This window comes from Methylobacterium aquaticum (assembly GCF_001043915.1).
In the GTDB taxonomy this organism is placed as follows: Bacteria; Pseudomonadota; Alphaproteobacteria; order Rhizobiales; family Beijerinckiaceae; genus Methylobacterium; species Methylobacterium aquaticum.
Genome location: NZ_LABX01000102.1, coordinates 1 through 17,855 on the forward strand (window position 1 = coordinate 1; position 17,855 = coordinate 17,855).

At 67.7% G+C, this 17,855-nt stretch carries 18 protein-coding genes; 10 read left to right on the forward strand and 8 right to left on the reverse strand.

Annotated elements, in window-relative coordinates:
• Positions 1–88 precede the first annotated feature (88 nt).
• From VP06_RS13625 to VP06_RS13640, 4 genes are all read right to left on the reverse strand, one after another.
• Positions 89–889: an FAD binding domain-containing protein gene (locus VP06_RS13625; RefSeq protein ID WP_048464322.1), complete on the reverse strand. Its 801-nt coding sequence runs from the start codon at positions 887–889 to the stop codon at positions 89–91.
• A gap of 20 nt (positions 890–909) precedes the next feature.
• Entirely contained in the window at positions 910–3,279 is a 2,370-nt protein-coding gene (locus tag VP06_RS13630) for a xanthine dehydrogenase family protein molybdopterin-binding subunit (RefSeq protein ID WP_048464323.1), read from the reverse strand.
• Positions 3,280–3,613: 334 nt separating this feature from the next.
• Positions 3,614–4,108, reverse strand: coding sequence for a (2Fe-2S)-binding protein (locus tag VP06_RS13635; protein ID WP_048464324.1), 495 nt, complete (start codon positions 4,106–4,108; stop codon positions 3,614–3,616).
• A gap of 259 nt (positions 4,109–4,367) precedes the next feature.
• On the reverse strand, positions 4,368–4,844 hold the full coding sequence (locus VP06_RS13640) for an SRPBCC family protein (RefSeq protein ID WP_048464325.1): 477 nt from the start codon (positions 4,842–4,844) through the stop codon (positions 4,368–4,370).
• Between the two features lie 225 nt (positions 4,845–5,069).
• Here VP06_RS13640 and VP06_RS13645 point away from each other — a divergent pair, with 225 nt between their 5' ends.
• The 10 genes from VP06_RS13645 to VP06_RS13690 all read left to right on the forward strand — a co-directional run bounded on the left by VP06_RS13645 (position 5,070) and on the right by VP06_RS13690 (position 13,379).
• The gene (locus VP06_RS13645; protein ID WP_048464326.1) at positions 5,070–5,990 is read left to right on the forward strand and encodes a branched-chain amino acid ABC transporter permease; all 921 of its coding nucleotides are present in this window, start codon (positions 5,070–5,072) and stop codon (positions 5,988–5,990) included.
• Positions 5,990–7,408, forward strand: coding sequence for a high-affinity branched-chain amino acid ABC transporter permease LivM (livM, locus tag VP06_RS13650; RefSeq protein ID WP_156295586.1), 1,419 nt, complete (start codon positions 5,990–5,992; stop codon positions 7,406–7,408). The genes VP06_RS13645 and livM overlap by 1 nt, the downstream gene beginning before the upstream one ends.
• Entirely contained in the window at positions 7,408–8,268 is an 861-nt protein-coding gene (locus tag VP06_RS13655; protein ID WP_048464328.1) for an ABC transporter ATP-binding protein, read from the forward strand. The genes livM and VP06_RS13655 overlap by 1 nt, the downstream gene beginning before the upstream one ends.
• A gap of 11 nt (positions 8,269–8,279) precedes the next feature.
• The gene (locus VP06_RS13660) at positions 8,280–8,894 is read left to right on the forward strand and encodes a LysE family translocator (protein ID WP_048464358.1); all 615 of its coding nucleotides are present in this window, start codon (positions 8,280–8,282) and stop codon (positions 8,892–8,894) included.
• On the forward strand, positions 8,891–9,673 hold the full coding sequence (locus VP06_RS13665) for an ABC transporter ATP-binding protein (protein ID WP_048464329.1): 783 nt from the start codon (positions 8,891–8,893) through the stop codon (positions 9,671–9,673). Before VP06_RS13660 ends, VP06_RS13665 begins: the two co-directional genes overlap by 4 nt.
• Complete coding sequence (locus VP06_RS13670) at positions 9,673–10,026, forward strand: DUF6867 family protein (RefSeq protein ID WP_048464330.1); 354 nt, start codon at positions 9,673–9,675, stop codon at positions 10,024–10,026. Before VP06_RS13665 ends, VP06_RS13670 begins: the two co-directional genes overlap by 1 nt.
• Before the next feature lie 161 nt (positions 10,027–10,187).
• The gene (locus VP06_RS13675) at positions 10,188–11,315 is read left to right on the forward strand and encodes a branched-chain amino acid ABC transporter substrate-binding protein (RefSeq protein ID WP_048464331.1); all 1,128 of its coding nucleotides are present in this window, start codon (positions 10,188–10,190) and stop codon (positions 11,313–11,315) included.
• A gap of 252 nt (positions 11,316–11,567) precedes the next feature.
• Complete coding sequence (infA, locus tag VP06_RS13680) at positions 11,568–11,846, forward strand: translation initiation factor IF-1 (RefSeq protein ID WP_048429304.1); 279 nt, start codon at positions 11,568–11,570, stop codon at positions 11,844–11,846.
• Between the two features lie 83 nt (positions 11,847–11,929).
• A complete protein-coding gene (gene rpe, locus VP06_RS13685; RefSeq protein ID WP_048464332.1) occupies positions 11,930–12,613 on the forward strand; it encodes a ribulose-phosphate 3-epimerase in 684 nt (227 codons plus the stop codon).
• A 67-nt stretch (positions 12,614–12,680) separates the two neighbouring features.
• Complete coding sequence (locus VP06_RS13690) at positions 12,681–13,379, forward strand: DUF2268 domain-containing putative Zn-dependent protease (protein ID WP_053081778.1); 699 nt, start codon at positions 12,681–12,683, stop codon at positions 13,377–13,379.
• A 723-nt stretch (positions 13,380–14,102) separates the two neighbouring features.
• Here the strand turns inward: VP06_RS13690 and VP06_RS13695 are convergent.
• The 4 genes from VP06_RS13695 to recO form a co-directional block, all read right to left on the reverse strand.
• Complete coding sequence (locus VP06_RS13695) at positions 14,103–14,297, reverse strand: hypothetical protein (protein ID WP_048464333.1); 195 nt, start codon at positions 14,295–14,297, stop codon at positions 14,103–14,105.
• On the reverse strand, positions 14,294–14,590 hold the full coding sequence (locus tag VP06_RS13700; protein ID WP_048464334.1) for a hypothetical protein: 297 nt from the start codon (positions 14,588–14,590) through the stop codon (positions 14,294–14,296). The genes VP06_RS13695 and VP06_RS13700 overlap by 4 nt, the downstream gene beginning before the upstream one ends.
• Before the next feature lie 19 nt (positions 14,591–14,609).
• The gene (parC, locus tag VP06_RS13705) at positions 14,610–16,871 is read right to left on the reverse strand and encodes a DNA topoisomerase IV subunit A (protein WP_048464335.1); all 2,262 of its coding nucleotides are present in this window, start codon (positions 16,869–16,871) and stop codon (positions 14,610–14,612) included.
• A gap of 102 nt (positions 16,872–16,973) precedes the next feature.
• Positions 16,974–17,714 carry a DNA repair protein RecO gene (gene recO / locus VP06_RS13710; protein WP_048464336.1) on the reverse strand — a complete coding sequence of 247 codons (741 nt, stop codon included), beginning with the start codon at positions 17,712–17,714 and terminating at the stop codon, positions 16,974–16,976.
• Positions 17,715–17,855: the final 141 nt, after the last annotated feature.

Below are 17,855 nucleotides of genomic sequence, written 5' to 3' on the forward strand. Positions count from 1 at the left end.
GAAGCGGCGTCCCCTCTCCCGACCCCTGCTCACGCAGGGGCCACCCTCCCCCGCAGAGGGGGGAGGGTTCTCGCACGCGCGTCGCGCCTTACCGGTCGGCGGCTTTCTGCACGGCGCGCCGCGCCATCACGCCGATCAGGTGGGCCCGGTAATCGGCATCGGCGTGGATGTCGCTGTTGAGGCCGTCCGTCGAGGGCGACATGCCCTCGAGCGACTTCGCGGCGAAGCGCTTGCCCAACGCCTCCTCGGCCTCGGTCCAGCGGAACACACCGTTCGAACCGGCCCCGGTGACGGCGACCCGGATGTCGCTCGGGCGCTTGGCGACAAACACGCCGACGAGCGCGTAGCGCGAAGCCGGGTTCCGGAACTTCTCGTAGGCCGCCTTGTGGGGGATCGGGAACGAGACGCCGGTGACGATCTCGCCCTCCTCCAACGCGGTCTCGAACAGGCCGGTGAAGTACTCTTCAGCCGCCAGCTTGCGCTTGTTCGTGCTGATCGTGGCACCGAGCGCCAGGCAGGCCGCCGGGTAATCCGCCGCCGGATCGTTGTTGGCGACCGAGCCGCCGATCGTTCCGCGGTGGCGCACCGCCGGATCGCCGATCAGCGCCGCGAGTTCGGCCAGCGCCGGAATCGCCTCCTTCACGTCGGCCGACTCGGCCACCGCACCGTGGGTGGTCATGGCACCGATGGTGACCGAGCGCGGGCTGCGCTCGATGCCGACGAGGTCCGGCACCTTGCCGAGATCGATCAGCGTGCCGGGGGCCGCGAGACGCTGCTTCATGGTCGGGATCAGGGTGTGGCCGCCGGCGACGAGCTTGGCGTCCTCGCCGGCGAGCAGGCTCACGGCCTCCTTGAGGCTGGTCGGCTGGTGATAGGCGAAAGCGTACATGATGCTCTCCAGGCTGTCTCTTATTCCGCGGCTTCCGGGCGCAGATGGGGGCTCGCCTGGGCGGCCCGCCACACCGCCAGCGGGGTCGCCGGCATCGCGATGTTCTCGTGGCCGAGCGCGTCGGTGAGCGCGTTCATCACCGCGGCCGGAGCCGCGATGGCGCCGGCCTCGCCGCAGCCCTTGATGCCGAGCGGGTTCGACGGGCACGGCGTCACCGTCATGCCGACCTCGAAGGAGGGCAGGTCCGCCGCCCGCGGCATGCGGTAATCCATGAAGCTCGCGGTGACGAGCTGGCCGTCCGAGTCGTAGAGCGCGCCCTCGAACAGGGCCTGCCCGACGCCCTGCGCGATGCCGCCATGGACCTGGCCCTCGACGATCATCGGGTTGATGACGTTGCCGAAATCGTCGACGGCCGTGAATTTCTCGATGGTGACGATGCCAGTCTCGGGATCGACCTCAAGCTCGCAGATATGCATCCCGGCCGGGAAGGTGAAGTTGGTGGGATCGTAGAACGCCCCCTCCTTCAGCCCGGGTTCGAGCTGCGCGCCGCTGAACTTGTGAGCGACATAGGCTTGCAGCGCCACCTCGCCGAAGGCGAGCGACTTGTCGGTGCCGGCAACCGAGAAGCGGCCATCCTTGAACTCGATGTCGTCCTCGCCGGCCTCCAGCGCGTAGGCGGCAACCTTGCGGCCCTTGGCCACCACCTTGTCGATCGCCTTGGCGATGGCCGACATGCCGACCGCGCCGGAGCGCGAGCCGTAGGTGCCCATGCCGAACTGCACCTTGTCGGTGTCGCCGTGCACGATGGTGACGCTCTCGATGGGCACGCCGAGCCGGTCGGAGACGAGCTGGGCGAAGGTGGTCTCGTGGCCCTGGCCGTGGCTGTGCGAGCCGGTCAGCACCTCGATCGAGCCGGTCGGGTTCACCCGCACCTCCGCCGATTCCCACAGGCCCACGCCAGCGCCGAGCGATCCCACCGCCTGGGACGGGGCGATGCCGCACGCCTCGATATAGGACGAGAAACCGATGCCACGCAGCTTGCCGTTTCGGGCGCTCTCGCGCCGACGGCGAGCGAAGCCCTTGTGGTCGGCGATCTCCAGCGCCTTGTCGAGGGACGCGGAATAGTCGCCGCCATCGTACATCATGATGACGGGGGTCTGGTGCGGGAAACTCTTGATGTAGTTCTTGCGCCGGAATTTTGCCGGATCCTGGTTCAGCTCGCGCGCCGCAACCTCGACCAGCCGCTCGATGACGAAGGTCGCTTCCGGCCGCCCGGCCCCGCGATAGGCGTCGACCGGCGCCGTGTTGGTGTAGACCCCGTCCACCTCGCAGTAGATCGCCGGGATGTTGTACTGGCCGGAGAGGAGCGGCGCGTAGAGATAGGTCGGCACCGATGACGAAAAGGTCGACAGATAGGCGCCGAGATTGGCGATGGTGTGGACCTTGAGACCTAAGATCTTGCCGCCCTCGTCCATTGCCAGTTCGGCATGAGTGACGTGGTCGCGGCCATGCGCGTCGCACAGGAACGCCTCGGTGCGGTCGCTGGTCCACTTCACCGGCCGGCCGACCTTCTTGGCCGCCCAGACGCAGACCGTTTCCTCGGCGTAGATGAAGATCTTCGAGCCGAAGCCGCCGCCGACATCCGGCGCCACCACCCTGAGCTTGTTCTCCGGCGCGATGCCGATGAAGGCCGAGAGCACGAGGCGAGCCACGTGCGGGTTCTGGCTGGTGGTGTAGAGGGTGAACGCCTCCTCCGCCTCGTCGTACTCGCCCACCGCGGCCCGCGGCTCGATCGGGTTCGGCACCAGCCGGTTGTTGACGATGTCGAGCTTCGTCACGTGCGCGGCGCGGGCGAAGGCCGCCTCGACATCGGCCTGGTTGCCGAGATGCCAGTTGAAGACGGTGTTGTCGGGCGCGACGTCGTGGACGACCGTGCCGGCGCCCGCAGCCTTCGCCGTCTCGACCACCGCCGGGAGCACGTCGTAATCGACCGAGATCGCCTCGGCGGCGTCCTTGGCCTGGGCCAGGGTCTCGGCGATGACCACCGCGACGTGGTCGCCGACATAGCGCACCTTGCCCTGGGCGAGGGCCGGATGCGCCCCGGCCTTCATCGGCGTGCCGTCCTTGGAATGGATCATCCAGCCGCAGATCAGGCCGCCAACCTTGTCGGCCGCCAGGTCCTCGCCGGTGAGGATGCCGACCACGCCCGGCATCGCCGCAGCCGCCGAAACATCGATGCCGCGGATCGTGGCATGGGCGTGCGGGGAGCGCAGAAAATACGCATAGGCCTGGCCCGGACGGTTGTAATCGTCGACGTAGCGGCCCTTGCCGGTGATGAAGCGCTGGTCTTCCTTGCGGCGCACCGAGGCGCCGATACCCGTGGCGGTCATGTGCGTGTCTCTCCCGGATCTGGCCTGATGGGCCGGCGCGTCGGGGTTCGAGGCCGACCTCGTTCTTGGGTGGAGTATTGGTGTTGGTCTGGATCGATCGGACTGATTTTCAGTATGGCGCAGCTCGATAATCCTCCCCCCCGCTGCGGGGGAGGGTGGAGAGCGGAGCGGGCGACGTCCCGCCGAGAGGGGCAGCGCGACGCTGATCCAGGCGGCGCGTTTCATGACGCTCACGACCTTTGCGGAGGCGGCGTCCCCTCTCCCGCCCCGCGCACGAGTGCTTCGCACCCGCGGCGGGGCACCCTCCCCCAATGGGGAAAGGTTCAGGTCGGTGCTACTCCGCGGCGACCTTCTGTGGCTCGCTCGCCATCGCCTCGGCACCCGCCGCGATGGCCTTCACGATGTTGTGGTAGCCGGTGCAGCGGCAGATGTTGCCTTCCAGCTCGTGCCGGATGGTGTGCTCGTCGAGGGCGTTGCCCTTGCGGCGCACCAGATCTACCGCGGTCATGATCATGCCGGGGGTGCAGTAGCCGCACTGGAGCCCGTGATGCTCGCGGAAGGCCGCCTGCATCGGGTGCAGTTCGCCGCCGGAGGCCAGGCCCTCGATGGTGGTGACCGACCGGCCGTCGCATTGCACCGCCAGCACGGTGCAAGCCTTCACCGCCTCGCCGTCGAGATGAACCACGCAGGCGCCGCACTGGCTGGTGTCGCAGCCCACATGGGTGCCGGTGAGGCGCAGCGTCTCGCGCAGGTATTGCACCAGCAGCGTGCGCGGATCGATGTCGGCGGTCACGGCCTTGCCGTTCACCGTCAGGCTGACAGCGCTCATGGGTGACGTCCTCCTCCTGGCCCAAAGGCATTTTCGGCCGAAGACCCGCGGGTCCTGTCGGTCGGACCCTGTCGCTCGTGGTGGCCGGGCCGGCCTGCCTCTCTGGAATCGCTCGAATTCGAGTGTCGACCGGCCGGAAGCGCCGGTCAAGGCGTGGCGCACCGACATTTTGGCGCGGAAACCGGCCGTTTTCGCCCGGTTTCGGGCACGTCGCCCATTCGCCTCGCAACAAGCTGATCGTGGGCGATCGAAATCGGGATCAGGCCGCCGAGGTCGCGCCGGCGTCGCCGCCCTGGACCTCCTTGGCGAAGGTGTCGAAGAAGGCGTCCGCATATTTCTTGGCGACGCCGTTGATCAGGCGCCCGCCGAGCTGGGCGAGCTTGCCGCCGACGCTGGCCTCGACGTCATAGGTCATCTTGGTCTGGCCGCCCTCGGCCGGTTCCAGCCGCACCACCGCCCCGCCCTTGGCGAAGCCGGCGACACCACCCTGGCCCTCGCCGGTGATGCGGTAGCCGTTCGGCGGGTCGATGTCGGTGAGCGTCACCTTGCCCTTGAAGGTCGCCTTCACGGGACCGACCGCAATCTTGGCCGACGCCTGAAGCTCGTTATCCCCCACTTTCTCCAGGGTGTCGCAGCCCGGGATGCAGCGCTTGAGCACCTCCGGATCGTTGAGCTTCTCCCACACCGTCTGCTGATCGGCCGGCAGCAGCACCTCGCCAGTCATCGTCATCGCCATGGCGGCGCTCCCCCCTTGTCGTTGTCGAACGGGTCTCGTCGGAAGGGTAGCGGAGCCCTTGCGTCAGGACCAGCAGGGCTTTCGCACACCCGCCCGGCTCAACCGGATTGTCGAGTGGTGCGGTGCTTGCTAAGCCTCGCGGCAGGGGATGGTCGTGACACCCGGATGACGGGGCGCGGCCAGGGAGGCCCGGGCTGCACGCCCGCGAACGGAGAACGTGACCGCATGGAGGTCTTCGCGCAGCAGCTCATCAACGGGCTGACGCTGGGGTCGATCTACGGCCTCATCGCCATCGGCTACACGATGGTGTTCGGTATCATCGGCATGATCAACTTCGCGCATGGCGACGTGTTCATGCTCTCGGCCTTCATCGCGCTGATCACCTTCCTGATCGTCACGACCTGGCTCGGCATCTCGTCGATTGCCCTCGCGCTGCTGATCGTTCTGATCTGCGCGATGGTCCTCACCGCCCTGTGGGGCTGGGCGATCGAGCGGATCGCCTACCGGCCCCTGCGCGGCTCGTTCCGCCTGGCGCCGCTGATCTCGGCGATCGGCGTGTCGATCTTCCTCTCGAACTTCGTCCAGGTGGTGCAGGGCGCCCGCAACAAGCCGACGCCGCCGATGATGCGCGACGTGATCACCTTGTGGACCGGCGATAACGGTTACGCCGTCGCTTTGTCCTACAAGCAGATCATCATCATGCTGACCACGGTCGTGCTGCTCGCCGGCTTCTGGTACCTGGTGCAGAAGACGCCGCTGGGTCGGGCCCAGCGCGCCTGCGAGCAGGATCGCAAGATGGCCGCGCTGCTGGGCATCGATGTCGACCGCACCATCTCGCTGACCTTCGTGCTCGGCGCGGCCCTCGCGGCGGTCGCCGGCACCATGTACCTCCTCTATTATGGCGTCGTCTCCTTCGCCGACGGCTTCACCCCCGGCGTCAAGGCGTTCACGGCGGCGGTGCTCGGCGGCATCGGCAGCCTGCCCGGCGCGGTGCTCGGCGGCTTGCTCATCGGCCTCGTCGAGACGTTCTGGTCGGCATATTTCTCGATCGAATACAAGGACGTGGCGGCGTTCTCGATCCTCGCGATCGTGCTCATCTTCATGCCGTCCGGCATCCTCGGCCGGCCCGAGGTCGAGAAGGTCTGATGGCGAACCCGGCCACCTCCGTGGCGGCGCCCAACGCCGCCGACCGTGCCGCCACCGAGAGGGCGGCGATCGTCAAGGACGCGGCGCTGTTCGCGCTCGTCACCCTCGGCCTCTGCGTCCCGATCGTCGCGTTCCGGACCGATCTGAGCCAGACCTCCGCGCTCGACCTCGTGCCGCGCTGGGGCCTTGTCGCGATCCTGTGCGGCCTCGTCTTCGTCGCGCGGCTGGGCCAACGGGTGGTCCTCGCCAACCGCGACGCCCGCCGGGCGCTGACCCCCTCTCCGAGCCAGGCGACGGAGGCCGTCGACGCGACGCCGAACGCCTCGCAGAAGCTCTCGACCTATGCCCTGCCGGCCTTCCTCGGCGTGACGCTCGCCTTCCCGCTCCTCGTGGTGCTCGGCACCGGGGGGCTCGGCGAATCCCGTTACTGGATCGACCTCGGCATCCTGATCCTCACCTACGTGATGCTGGGCTGGGGCCTCAACATCGTGGTCGGGCTCGCCGGTCTCCTCGATCTCGGCTACGTCGCCTTCTATGCGGTCGGCGCCTATTCCTACGCGCTGCTCTCGACGGTGTTCGGCCTGTCGTTCTGGGTCTGCCTGCCGCTCGCCGGCCTGTTCGCCGGCCTGTGGGGCATGGTGCTGGGCTTTCCGGTCCTTCGCCTGCGCGGCGACTACCTCGCCATCGTGACGCTCGCCTTCGGCGAGATCATCCGCCTCGTCCTCATCAACTGGACCGATTTCTCGGGCGGCGCCGCCGGCATCTCGTCGATCCCCCGCGCCACCTTCTTCGGCATCCCGTTCACGGCGGACGAGGACGGCTTCGCCGCGAAGGTCGGGCTCGATTTCAGCCCGATGCACCGGGTCATCTTCCTCTACTACCTGATCCTGGCTCTCGCGCTCATCACCAACGGCGTAACCTTGCGCCTGCGCCGCCTGCCGATCGGCCGCGCCTGGGAGGCCCTGCGCGAGGATGAAATCGCCTGCCGGTCGCTCGGCATCAACACCACCAACACCAAGCTCACCGCCTTCGCGCTCGGCGCGATGTTCGGCGGCTTCGCCGGCTCGTTCTTCGCCGTGCGCCAGGGCTTCGTCAGCCCTGAGAGCTTCAACTTCCTCGAGAGCGCGATCATCCTGGCGATCGTGGTGCTGGGCGGCATGGGCTCGCAGATCGGCGTCGCGGTCGCGGCCGTCGCGATGGTCGGCGGGCCGGAACTCCTGCGCAACCTCGGCTTCCTCAAGGCGGTGTTCGGCGAAGGCTTCGATCCGAGCGAGTACCGCCTGCTGCTGTTCGGTCTCGCCATGGTGATCATGATGATCTGGCGCCCCCGCGGCCTGATCTCGGAACGCGCGCCCTCGATCGTGCTCAAGGAGCGCAAGCGCATCTCGGGCTCCCTCGTGAAGGAAGGCCACGGCTGATGGCCGACAGATTTGCCTCCCCCCGCATGGCCGATCCGGTCCTGACGGTCGATCACGTCACCATGCGCTTCGGCGGCCTCGTCGCCGTCAACGACCTGTCGTTCCGTGTCGGCCGCGGCGACATCACGGCGCTGATCGGCCCGAATGGGGCCGGCAAGACCACGGTGTTCAACTGCATCACCGGCTTCTACAAGCCGACCGAAGGCATGATGACCCTGCGCCACCGCGACGGCGGCGAGTTCCTGCTGGAGCGGCTGCCGGGCTACGCGGTGAACCGGAATGCGCGGGTCGCCCGCACCTTCCAGAACATCCGCCTGTTCACCGGCATGACCGTGCTGGAGAACCTTCTGGTGGCCCAGCACAACCCGCTGATGCTGGCCTCCGGCTTCACCATCGCGGGCCTTCTCGGGCTGCCGGCGTACCGCCGGGCCGAGAAGGCGGCTTTGGAGCGGGCGACGGCGTGGCTGGAGCGCATCCACCTGATGGACCGCGCCGACGATCCGGCCGGCGCCCTGCCCTATGGCGACCAGCGCCGGCTCGAAATCGCCCGCGCGATGTGCACCGACCCGGTCCTGCTCTGCCTCGACGAGCCGGCGGCCGGCCTCAACCCCCGCGAATCGCTGCTGCTCAACGATCTGCTGCGGGCGATCCGCGACAACCACGACACCTCGGTCCTGCTGATCGAGCACGACATGTCGGTGGTGATGGAGATCTCCGACCACGTCGTGGTGCTCGATTACGGCACCAAGATCGCCGACGGCACGCCCGCGGAGATCCAGAGCGACCAGAGCGTCATCGCCGCCTATCTCGGCGTCGAGGACGACGAGGTCGAGCAGGTCGAGGCGGAGGTCGGCGTATGACCCTTGCCGGAATGTCCTTGACCACTTGGGCCGCCTTCACAACCGCCTCGGCGATCCTGCTGGTGATTCCGGGCCCGACGATCCTGCTCGTCGTTTCCTATGCCATCGGCAGCGGCCTGCGCGCCGCCCTGCCGGCGGTGATCGGCGTCGCGCTCGGCGACCTCACCGCCATGACGCTGTCGCTCCTCGGCCTCGGCGCGCTGCTGGCGGCCTCGGCGACCCTGTTCACGGTGCTGAAATGGTGCGGCGCCGCCTATCTCGTCTGGCTCGGCATCAAGCTGTGGCGGGCCGGGGCCCAGTTCCAGGCCGCGCCGCGTTCCGGCGCGCCGGCCCTGCGGATGGTGGCCCATGCCTGGCTCGTCACCACGCTGAACCCGAAGAGCTTGACCTTCTTCGTGGCGTTCCTGCCGCAATTCCTCGATCCGCGAGGGGATCTCTTGACCCAGATGGTGGTGTTCGAGGCGACCTTCGTTGCCCTCGCCTTCCTCAACGCCCTCGGCTACGCGCTCGCCGCGTCGCAGGCCCGCGGGTTCTTCGCCAAGCCGTCCCGGGTGCGGCTGATGAACCGCGTCGGCGGCAGCCTGCTCATCGGCGCCGGGGCCGCGGCCGCCCGGAGCACACCATGAGCGTCGCCGGCATCAACGTCCTCGTCGACGAGACCCGTGCCCGGCAAGCCGGCGCCCGGGCTCCACTTCTCACCGTGCGCGGGGTCAAGACCTATTACGGCAACATCATCGCGCTCAAAGGCGTCGATCTCGACGTCAACGAGGGCGAGATCGTCACGCTGATCGGCGCCAACGGGGCCGGCAAATCGACTCTGATGATGACGATCTTCGGGGCGCCGCGGGCCCGCGAGGGCACCATCACCTATGCGGGCCGCGACATCACCCGGATGCCGACCCACGAGATCGCCCGGCTCAACCTGGCGCAATCGCCGGAGGGGCGGCGAATCTTCCCGCGGATGACCGTCTACGAGAACCTCCAGATGGGCGCCGCGGTCAATGGCGGCGCCCATTTCGAGCAGGACCTGGAGCGGGTCTGCGTGATGTTCCCGCGCCTCAAGGAGCGGCTCTACCAGCGCGGCGGCACGATGTCGGGCGGCGAGCAGCAGATGCTGGCGATCGCCCGCGCGTTGATGAGCCGGCCGCGGCTCCTGCTCCTCGACGAGCCGTCGCTCGGACTGGCGCCGCTCATCGTCAAGCAGATCTTCTCCGCCATCAAGGAGCTGAACGAGCGCGACGGCATGACGGTGTTCCTCGTCGAGCAGAACGCCTACCATGCACTCAAGCTTGCCCATCGCGGCTACGTCATGGTGACGGGCACGATCACGATGTCGGGTACCGGCAAGCAGCTCCTCGACGATCCGTCGGTGAAGGCCGCCTATCTCGAAGGGGGACGGCACTGATGCAGGGGATCCTCTACGAGGAGAGTACGCTCTGGCTCTTCCTGCTCGTCACGGTGGTGATGGGCGGCTGGATGGCATGGATGATCGGCCGCGGCATCGCGCTCGGCTGGAAGCCGTACTGGCAGGCGGTGCTCTCGCTGCTGCTGCTCGGCTTCGCCGTGCGCTTCATCCACTATGCGCTGTTCGGGGGCACGCTTTTGTCGCCGCACTACTACGTGGTCGACACGATCGTGCTCCTGATGATCGGCTCGGCCGGCTACCGCGCCACCCGCGCGCGGCAGATGACGACGCAGTATCGCTGGCTCTACGAGCGCAGCGGTCCGCTCACCTGGCGGGCCAAGCCCGGAACCTGACGTCCGGCGCATGCCCCCTGCCCTGCGCTCCGGAACGGGTGCAGGATGCGACTTGATCCGGGGCTCGACCCCGGCATCCGATCCGGGGTCCCCACGCCCCGGTCTTCCGGCCGAATGGGCCCACGAGCCCGACATTTCCGTCGTTCCAGAGGAGTACTGAGATGAAGCGCACGCTACTGGCCGGCTTCGCCCTCGCGGCCAGCTTCGCCTGGGCCGGATCGGCGCAGGCCCAGATCAAGCTCGGCGTGGCCGGCCCAATCACCGGCCCCAACGCGGCGTTCGGAGCCCAGCTCAAGAACGGCGCCGAGCAGGCCGTCGCCGACATCAACAAGGCCGGCGGCATCAACGGCCAGAAGATCGTGCTGGTCATCGGCGACGATGCCTCCGATCCGAAGCAGGGCGTCTCGGTCGCCAACAAGTTCGCCGCCGAGGGCGTGAAGGCCGTCGTCGGCCACTTCAACTCCGGCGTCTCGATCCCGGCCTCCGACGTCTACGCCGAATCCGGCATCGTCGAGATCACCCCGGCCTCGACCAACCCGAAATTCACCGACCGCAAGCTGTGGAACACTTTCCGCACCTGCGGCCGCGACGACCAGCAGGGCGCCGTGGCCGGCGCGTGGCTGGCGGAGAAGTTCAAGGGCAAGAACATCGCCTTCGTGAACGACAAGACTCCCTATGGCCGCGGCCTCGCCGACGAGACCCTGAAGGCCCTGAAGGCCAAGGGCGGCAAGGACGTGCTGTTCGAGGGCATCAACCCGGGCGAGAAGGATTACTCGGCTCTGGTCTCGAAGCTCAAGCAGGCCAAGACCGACGTGGTCTATTACGGGGGCCTGCACACCGAGGCTGGCCTCATCGTGCGCCAGATGCGCGACCAGGGCCTGAACGCCCCGCTGATGAGCGGCGACGGCATCACCGACAAGGAATACGCCCAGATCGCCGGCCCGGGCGCCGACGGCACCCTGATGACCTTCGCGCCGGATGCCCGCAAGAACCCGAACGCCAAGGAGGTGGTCGCGGCCTTCAAGGCCAAGAACATCGACCCCGAAGCCTATACCCTCTACTCCTACGCCGCGGTACAGATCCTGAAATCCGCCATGGAGGCCACCAAGTCGACCGACGGCAAGAAGGTCGCTGCCTACATGCTCGAAGGCAAGCCGTTCAAGACCGTGATCGGCGACATTTCCTACGACAAGAAGGGTGACATCACCCGTCCCGATTACGTGATGTACATGTGGAAGAAGGGCGCCGACGGCCGGATCGACTATACCGGCAACGAGCTGACCCAGTAACAGACGGCGCTCGCCAAATCGGCCCGGCGCCCCACGCGCCGGGCCTTTTTCCGTTGACGAACCCGTGCGTTCGTCACTGGCCCCGCTTGCGCGTCCGAACGCCTCACCTTACATGCACGTGAGCGTTACAAGGCCATCAGCGCGCCCGGCAGTTCGGCCGAGCACCCGCACGGCCGGCTGCGTCGCGATCAAATTCCGAAGATGTGTCCCCGGTGGCGCCGACCGCGACGGCGACCCGGGTGGAGAGTGTGAATGGCGAAAGAAGAGTTGATGCAGTTCGACGGTCTCGTGCTCGAGATCCTGCCGGACGCGCGTTACCGCGTGCAGCTCGACCAGGGCCACGAGATCGTGGCCTACACGGCCGGCAAGATGAAGAAGAACCGCATCAAGACTCTGGCCGGCGACCGGGTCACCGTCGAGATGTCGCCCTACGACCTGGAGAAGGGCCGTCTGGTGTTCCGCCACAAGGACGAGCGTTCCTCGGGCCCGCGTCCGCCGTTCCGCGGCGGCAGCCAGTTCCGCCGGCGCTGATCCGTCCGACAAAATGTGCGCTTGCGCGGGGCTGGGGTGAGAGAACCCTGGCCTTTTGCGTATGGATGCCTGCGAGGCTTGCCATGACCCGCCCCCTGGTGATCGCCCCCTCGATCCTCTCGGCCGACTTCGCGCGGCTCGGCGAGGAGGTCCGCGACGTCGTCGCGGCCGGGGCCGACTGGGTCCATATTGACGTGATGGACGGCCACTTCGTGCCGAACATCACCTTCGGCCCGGTCGTGGTGAAGGCGCTGCGTCCGCACACCACGGCGGTGTTCGATGTCCACCTGATGATCGCCCCGGCCGATCCCTATCTCGAAGCCTTCGCCGAGGCGGGGGCCGACATCATCACGGTTCATGCCGAGGCGGGGCCTCACCTGCACCGCTCGCTCCAGACCATCCGGGCGCTCGGCAAGAAGGCCGGTGTGGCGATCAACCCGGGCTCGCCGGCGAGCCTGGTCGAGCCGGTGCTCGACATGGTCGACCTCGTGCTGTGCATGACGGTCAACCCGGGCTTCGGCGGCCAGAGCTTCATCGGCTCGGTCTGCGAGACGGTCTCGCGGGTGCGCGCCATGAGTGCCGGCCGCGACATCGACATCGAGGTCGATGGCGGCGTGACGCCGGAGACCGCGCCAGCCGTGGTGAAGGCGGGAGCCAACGCCCTCGTCGCCGGCTCCGCCACCTTCAAGGGCGGGCGCGACGCCTACGGTGCCAACATCGCGGCGATCCGCCGGGCGGCGGAGGGCGCGGCGGGGCAGTGGGTGTAGAAGCGGCTTGCGGTCCGACGTTCTCTGCCGCAAGGTAAGCCACTGAGTGCGGGCTTCGGACTGACCCATGACGATCCGGTTCCTCGCGCTCGACGCCATGGCGGAATGTCCGCCAGGCCAGCTTGACCGGATCGTCGATTGCCTGAACACGGCCTGCGCCGAGATTGCGCCCGTCCTCGGTCTCGACCGAGTCGATGTCGTGGTAGCGCCGACGCCGGCGCGCTGGCTCATCCCGGGCTGGAACCTGAATGCCTACGCGCATGGCATCGCCCGACTGACGATCGGCGTCGATACGACGGATCTCGACGTCTGGACTCCGTCCTATTCCGAGCAACTCAGGACGACCCTCGCCCACGAACTGCACCATCTGCGCCGGTTCCGTGGCCCGGGCCCGCACGACACCCTCGGCGCCAATCTCCTGGCCGAAGGGCTTGCGCAATGCTTCCAGGAGCAGGTCGGCTGCCCGACGCCGAACTATGCGCTGGCCGTGCAGGGCCCGCGCCTGTCGGTCCTGGCGGGCCTCGCCCGGGCGGAATGGGCCGAGACCCGATACAACCATGGCCGCTGGTTCTTCGGCGACCGTGCCGATCCGGCCTGGCCGTGGAGTGGGGGCTATTCGCTGGGTTACCAACTCGTCCGGCGCACCCTGGCAGAGCGGGGCACGACCGCGTCGGAGGACGCGACGCTGTCGGCGGAGGAGGCGTGGCCGGTGCTTTCGCCGATCCTTGAGGCTCTGGTCATGGACAAGCATCAGGCCGTGGGCTGAAAGCCGGTTTGATTGAGACCACCGAACTCCGACCCTCCCCGTCATCCCGCGGCCGTGCGGCGGAACCCGGGATCCACAACCGCTGACGATCCCGGAGAAAGCCGAACGCGCTCCGCTTCGCCCTGAACTGTCAGCGGTTGTGGATCCCGGTTACCCGCATTCGGCGAGCCCCGGGGATAACGTAGTAATACCAACGGCCGAAGATGCTGACGCATCGGGTCGATTTCGGGCAGGCCCGGGATCGACGCGGCCGTTGACCCAGTCTTGCATTGTCGATGCCAAGCGCAGATGTCCGGGACCTTGGGCTTGGCGAAACTTCGAGATCGGCACCAAAAGTCGTTTTCGACGACCGTTGGTACAAGATATCACGATTCGCGCCAGAACTACTGAAGCAGCCACTCACTCGGAGGATCGTCCGACCGAGCGGACACCGGTTAGCCGCAGAAAATGCGGCAAAATCTAAGATTGAGAGTACTGACTGATTGCAACATCATGGTCTACGACAAGATGGTCCGTCTGGTGTTCAAATCCTTCCCACCCTCGACCACATCCTCAGGTGCGGGTGGGAGAGACTCCTCCGGCAGGAGTCACGCGACGGTCGTGTACCGTGTTACAACGTGATCGGGCAGTGCTCCAGGCCCTGAATATTGCATCATTCTTCTTCAAGGAACCTGGCGGTTCGTTCTGCATCTTGGATGGACCACAGGCCATTCCAAGCCATGATCAGCCCCCAACGACCCGCCGCACCGCCCCCGGCGAGGAATGCGGCCTCCGCGGCGGTGCCGCCTCCGCGGCGATCCGCGCCGCCCGCCGGTCGAGCCGGTCGGCCGATCGGCGCAGCGTCACGACGCCGAGCGCCGCCGCTCCGCCCACGAGGCAAGGCACCAGGACCAGGGCGTAGGTCGTCAAGCTCATCATCGCAATGTCGTCAACGTCAGCCTCGCACCGAAGTGTAGACCAACGCCGAGCACGAACCAAACGGCCATCAGCGCGAGGGTGGGCGCCATGACGCGGCCCGTCGTCGCCATGGCGGCCGTGAGCGGTGCGACGATGCCCGTGATGGCAAAGCCCGCGGCGCCGATATTCATCAGGTTGGCGGTCAGCTTCACCTGCTCGTTGTGGATGAGGATGTCGCGGGCGAGAAGCGCCCGCTCGCGCTCCCGGTCGCTCTCCTCCCCCATCTCTCCGTCGGGTTGCAGCCCGCTCGCCATGCGCGATTCCAGGCCTGGGTCACGGCCGGCCGGACTTGCTGGGATCGGATTTGGGGTAACCGCGTGGCGCCATCGCTCCGGCACCGCCGCGATGGCCGACCCACTTCGCCAACTCCTCGCCGGCCTCCGTCCGGGTGCGCCCGGCGCTGTCGGGCCAGGTCAGGCCATCGGCGAGGCGGAAGATCACGACGGAGTCGAGGGTGGCATCGCGGTACTTCTGCAACCGCACGCCCTTGCCGCGGGCCATCTCGGGGATCTCCGCGAGCGGGAACACCGTCAGCAGGCGGTTGGTGCCGCAGACGGCCACATGGTCGCCCTCTCCGACCTCGACGACGAGGCTCGCCGTCGCCGGATCGTCCAGGCCGATCACCTGCTTGCCCTTGCGGGTATTGGCGACGAGCCCGTCCGCCAGCGTGATGAAGCCGCGCCCGTCGGTGGTGGCGAGAAGCAGCTTCACGCCGGGCTTGTGGGCCCAGACGGTCACGATCTCCGAGCCCTCGTCCATGTCGACCATCAGGCGGATCGGATCGCCGACGCCGCGCCCGCCCGGGAGCTTGGCCGCCTCCAGGGTGAAGACCTTGCCGTTCGAGGCCAGCACCAGGATTTTCGCAGTCGTCTCGGTCGGGAAGCTGACCTTGAGGGTGTCGTCGCCCTTGAACTGCACGGCGGAGAGATCGGCGACGTGGCCCTTCAGCGCCCGGATCCAGCCCTTCTGCGACACGATCACGGTGATCGGCTCCCGCTCCACCATCGCCTCCGAGAAGTCGATGCCGGAGGTGTCGGGCGGGTTTTCCAGAGTCGTTCGACGCCGGCCCAGCGGGGTCTCCGGGCCGTAGGTCTTGCGCACGGCCCGGATCTGGGTCGCGATCGACTTCCACTGCTTGTCGTCGGAGCCCATCAGGCCGTCGAGGTCTGCCTTCTCCTTGGTCAGCGCGTCGTGCTCGCGCTTCAGCTCCATCTCCTCCAGCTTGCGCAAGCTGCGCAGCCGCGTGTCGAGGATGGCGTTGGCCTGCAATTCGGTCAGCGCGAACACCCGCATCAGCTCGGCCTTCGGCTCGTCCTCCTCGCGGATGATCTGGATCACCCGGTCGAGGTCGAGATAGACGATGAGCAGGCCGCCGAGGATCTCAAGGCGCCGCTCGATCTGGGCGAGGCGGTGGCGCGAACGGCGTTGCAGCACGACCCGGCGATGGTCGAGCCATTCGCGAAGCGCCTCGGCGAGGCCGATCACGCGCGGCACCGTGCCGCCGACCAGCACGTTCATGTTGAGGGAGATGCGGCTTTCCAGCTCGGTGAGCCGGAACAGCGATTCCATCATCACCACGGGATCGACGGTGCGGGAGCGCGGCTCCAGCACCACCCGCACATCCTCGGCCGATTCGTCGCGAACGTCGGCGAGCAGCGGCAGCTTCTTCTCTTGCAGCAGCTCGGCCATCTTCTCGATCAGCCGGGCCTTCGGCACGCCATAGGGAATCTCGGTGACGACGACCGCCCAGGTGCCGCGGCCCAGGTCCTCCTTCTGCCAGCGCGCCCGCACCCGGAAGCCGCCGCGGCCGGTACGGTAGGCTTCGGCGATCGAGGCCGCCGAATCGATCACGATGCCGCCGGTCGGGAAGTCCGGGCCTTTCACGAACGTGGTCAGCTGCTCGGAGGTCGTGGCCGGGTGGGTGATGAGGTAGAGCGCCGCCTCGCACAGCTCCGCCACGTTGTGCGGCGGGATCGAGGTCGCCATGCCTACGGCGATGCCTTGCGAGCCGTTGGCGAGCAGGTTCGGGAAGGCCGCCGGCAGGACCACCGGCTCCTCTTCCTGCCCGTCGTAGTTCGGGCGGAAATCGACCGCGTCCTCGTCCATCCCGTCGAGGAGGAGGCGGGCGACCTCGGTCATCCGGCACTCGGTGTACCGCTGGGCCGCCGGGTTGTCGCCGTCGATATTGCCGAAATTGCCTTGGCCGTCGACCAGGGGATAGCGCTGGGCGAAGTCCTGGGCGAGGCGCACGAGCGCGTCGTAGACCGCGACGTCGCCGTGGGGATGGTACTTGCCGATCACGTCGCCGACGACGCGGGCGCATTTCTTGTAGGCGCTGCCGGGATCGAGGCGCAGGAGCCGCATCGCGTGCAGGATGCGGCGATGGACGGGCTTCAGACCGTCGCGGGCATCGGGCAGGGCCCGATGCATGATCGTCGAGAGCGCATAGGCGAGATAGCGCTCCTCGAGCGCCGCCTTCAGGTCGACGTTCTCGATCCCGTCGCGATCGGAGGGTGGCTCGAAAGGCTTTCCCATGGGCGGACGTCAACTCACGATTTCGGCGGTCTCAAGACCAGAACATAACACGAACATTGCCCGCTGGCCAGGATGGCCGACCCCTCCGGGCCTTCGGGTCGGTCACTCCGAACCGGCGGTGCCGAGGGCGACGAATCGCGCCCGCTCCTCCGGCTCGGCGAGGTCGCGCGGACCCCAGATGTGCTGATCAAGGAAATATCCCGTTAAGGTAAAGCCTTGCTTGACCTCGCCGGGCGTCGGCACGGTGAGGCCGCGGCGGTCAGGCCGGTCGACCAGGAAATCGGGGAGCGCGAGCAGCCGGTCGCGCCAGGGCTCGCCGGCGGCGGCGCTGACGGCCCGCCCGCTCTTCGGCGAGACATAGGCTAGGTAGGCGTTGGTGCCGGTGGCGGCGCAGGCCGAGAGGTCGAGGCCGAAGCCCAACTCGGCCAGCATCGCCAGCTCGAAGCGCACCATCAGGGCCGGAGCGATCTCGGGCTCGTGCAGATGCGCGATCAGCACGCGGGCGGCCGCGAACAGCGCCGGATGGGGATCGCGTTCGGGCAGGAGCCGCATCAGCCCGGCCGCATGGCCGATGCCGTAGAGGGCGAGGCGCGAGCCGATCAGCCGGGCGCTGGCACTCTCGATCGGCTCGACCGCGTAGGCGCCCAACCCCTCGTCGAGCCGCGCCCGCCACACTGCCCGCACCAGGTTGCCGGGCTGGAGCACCGGCTGCATCCGGCGCGAGCGCCCGCCATGGACGAGACCGAGATGGCGGCCATGGGCCGCAGTCATCAATTCGAGGACCACGCTGGTCTCGCCATGTCGCCGCGCCCCGAGAACCAGTCCGTCATCCGTCCATTGCATGGTGGCAGCCTAAGCCGATTTCGCCGACGTGGTCACCGGTTCGGCAGGAAAAATCTGCGATAAAACAAGAACCTAGGCGAGCGAAAGGATAACCGGCACAAATTCACGCGAAAAACCGAAACGGCTCGAACAGGGCGGTTC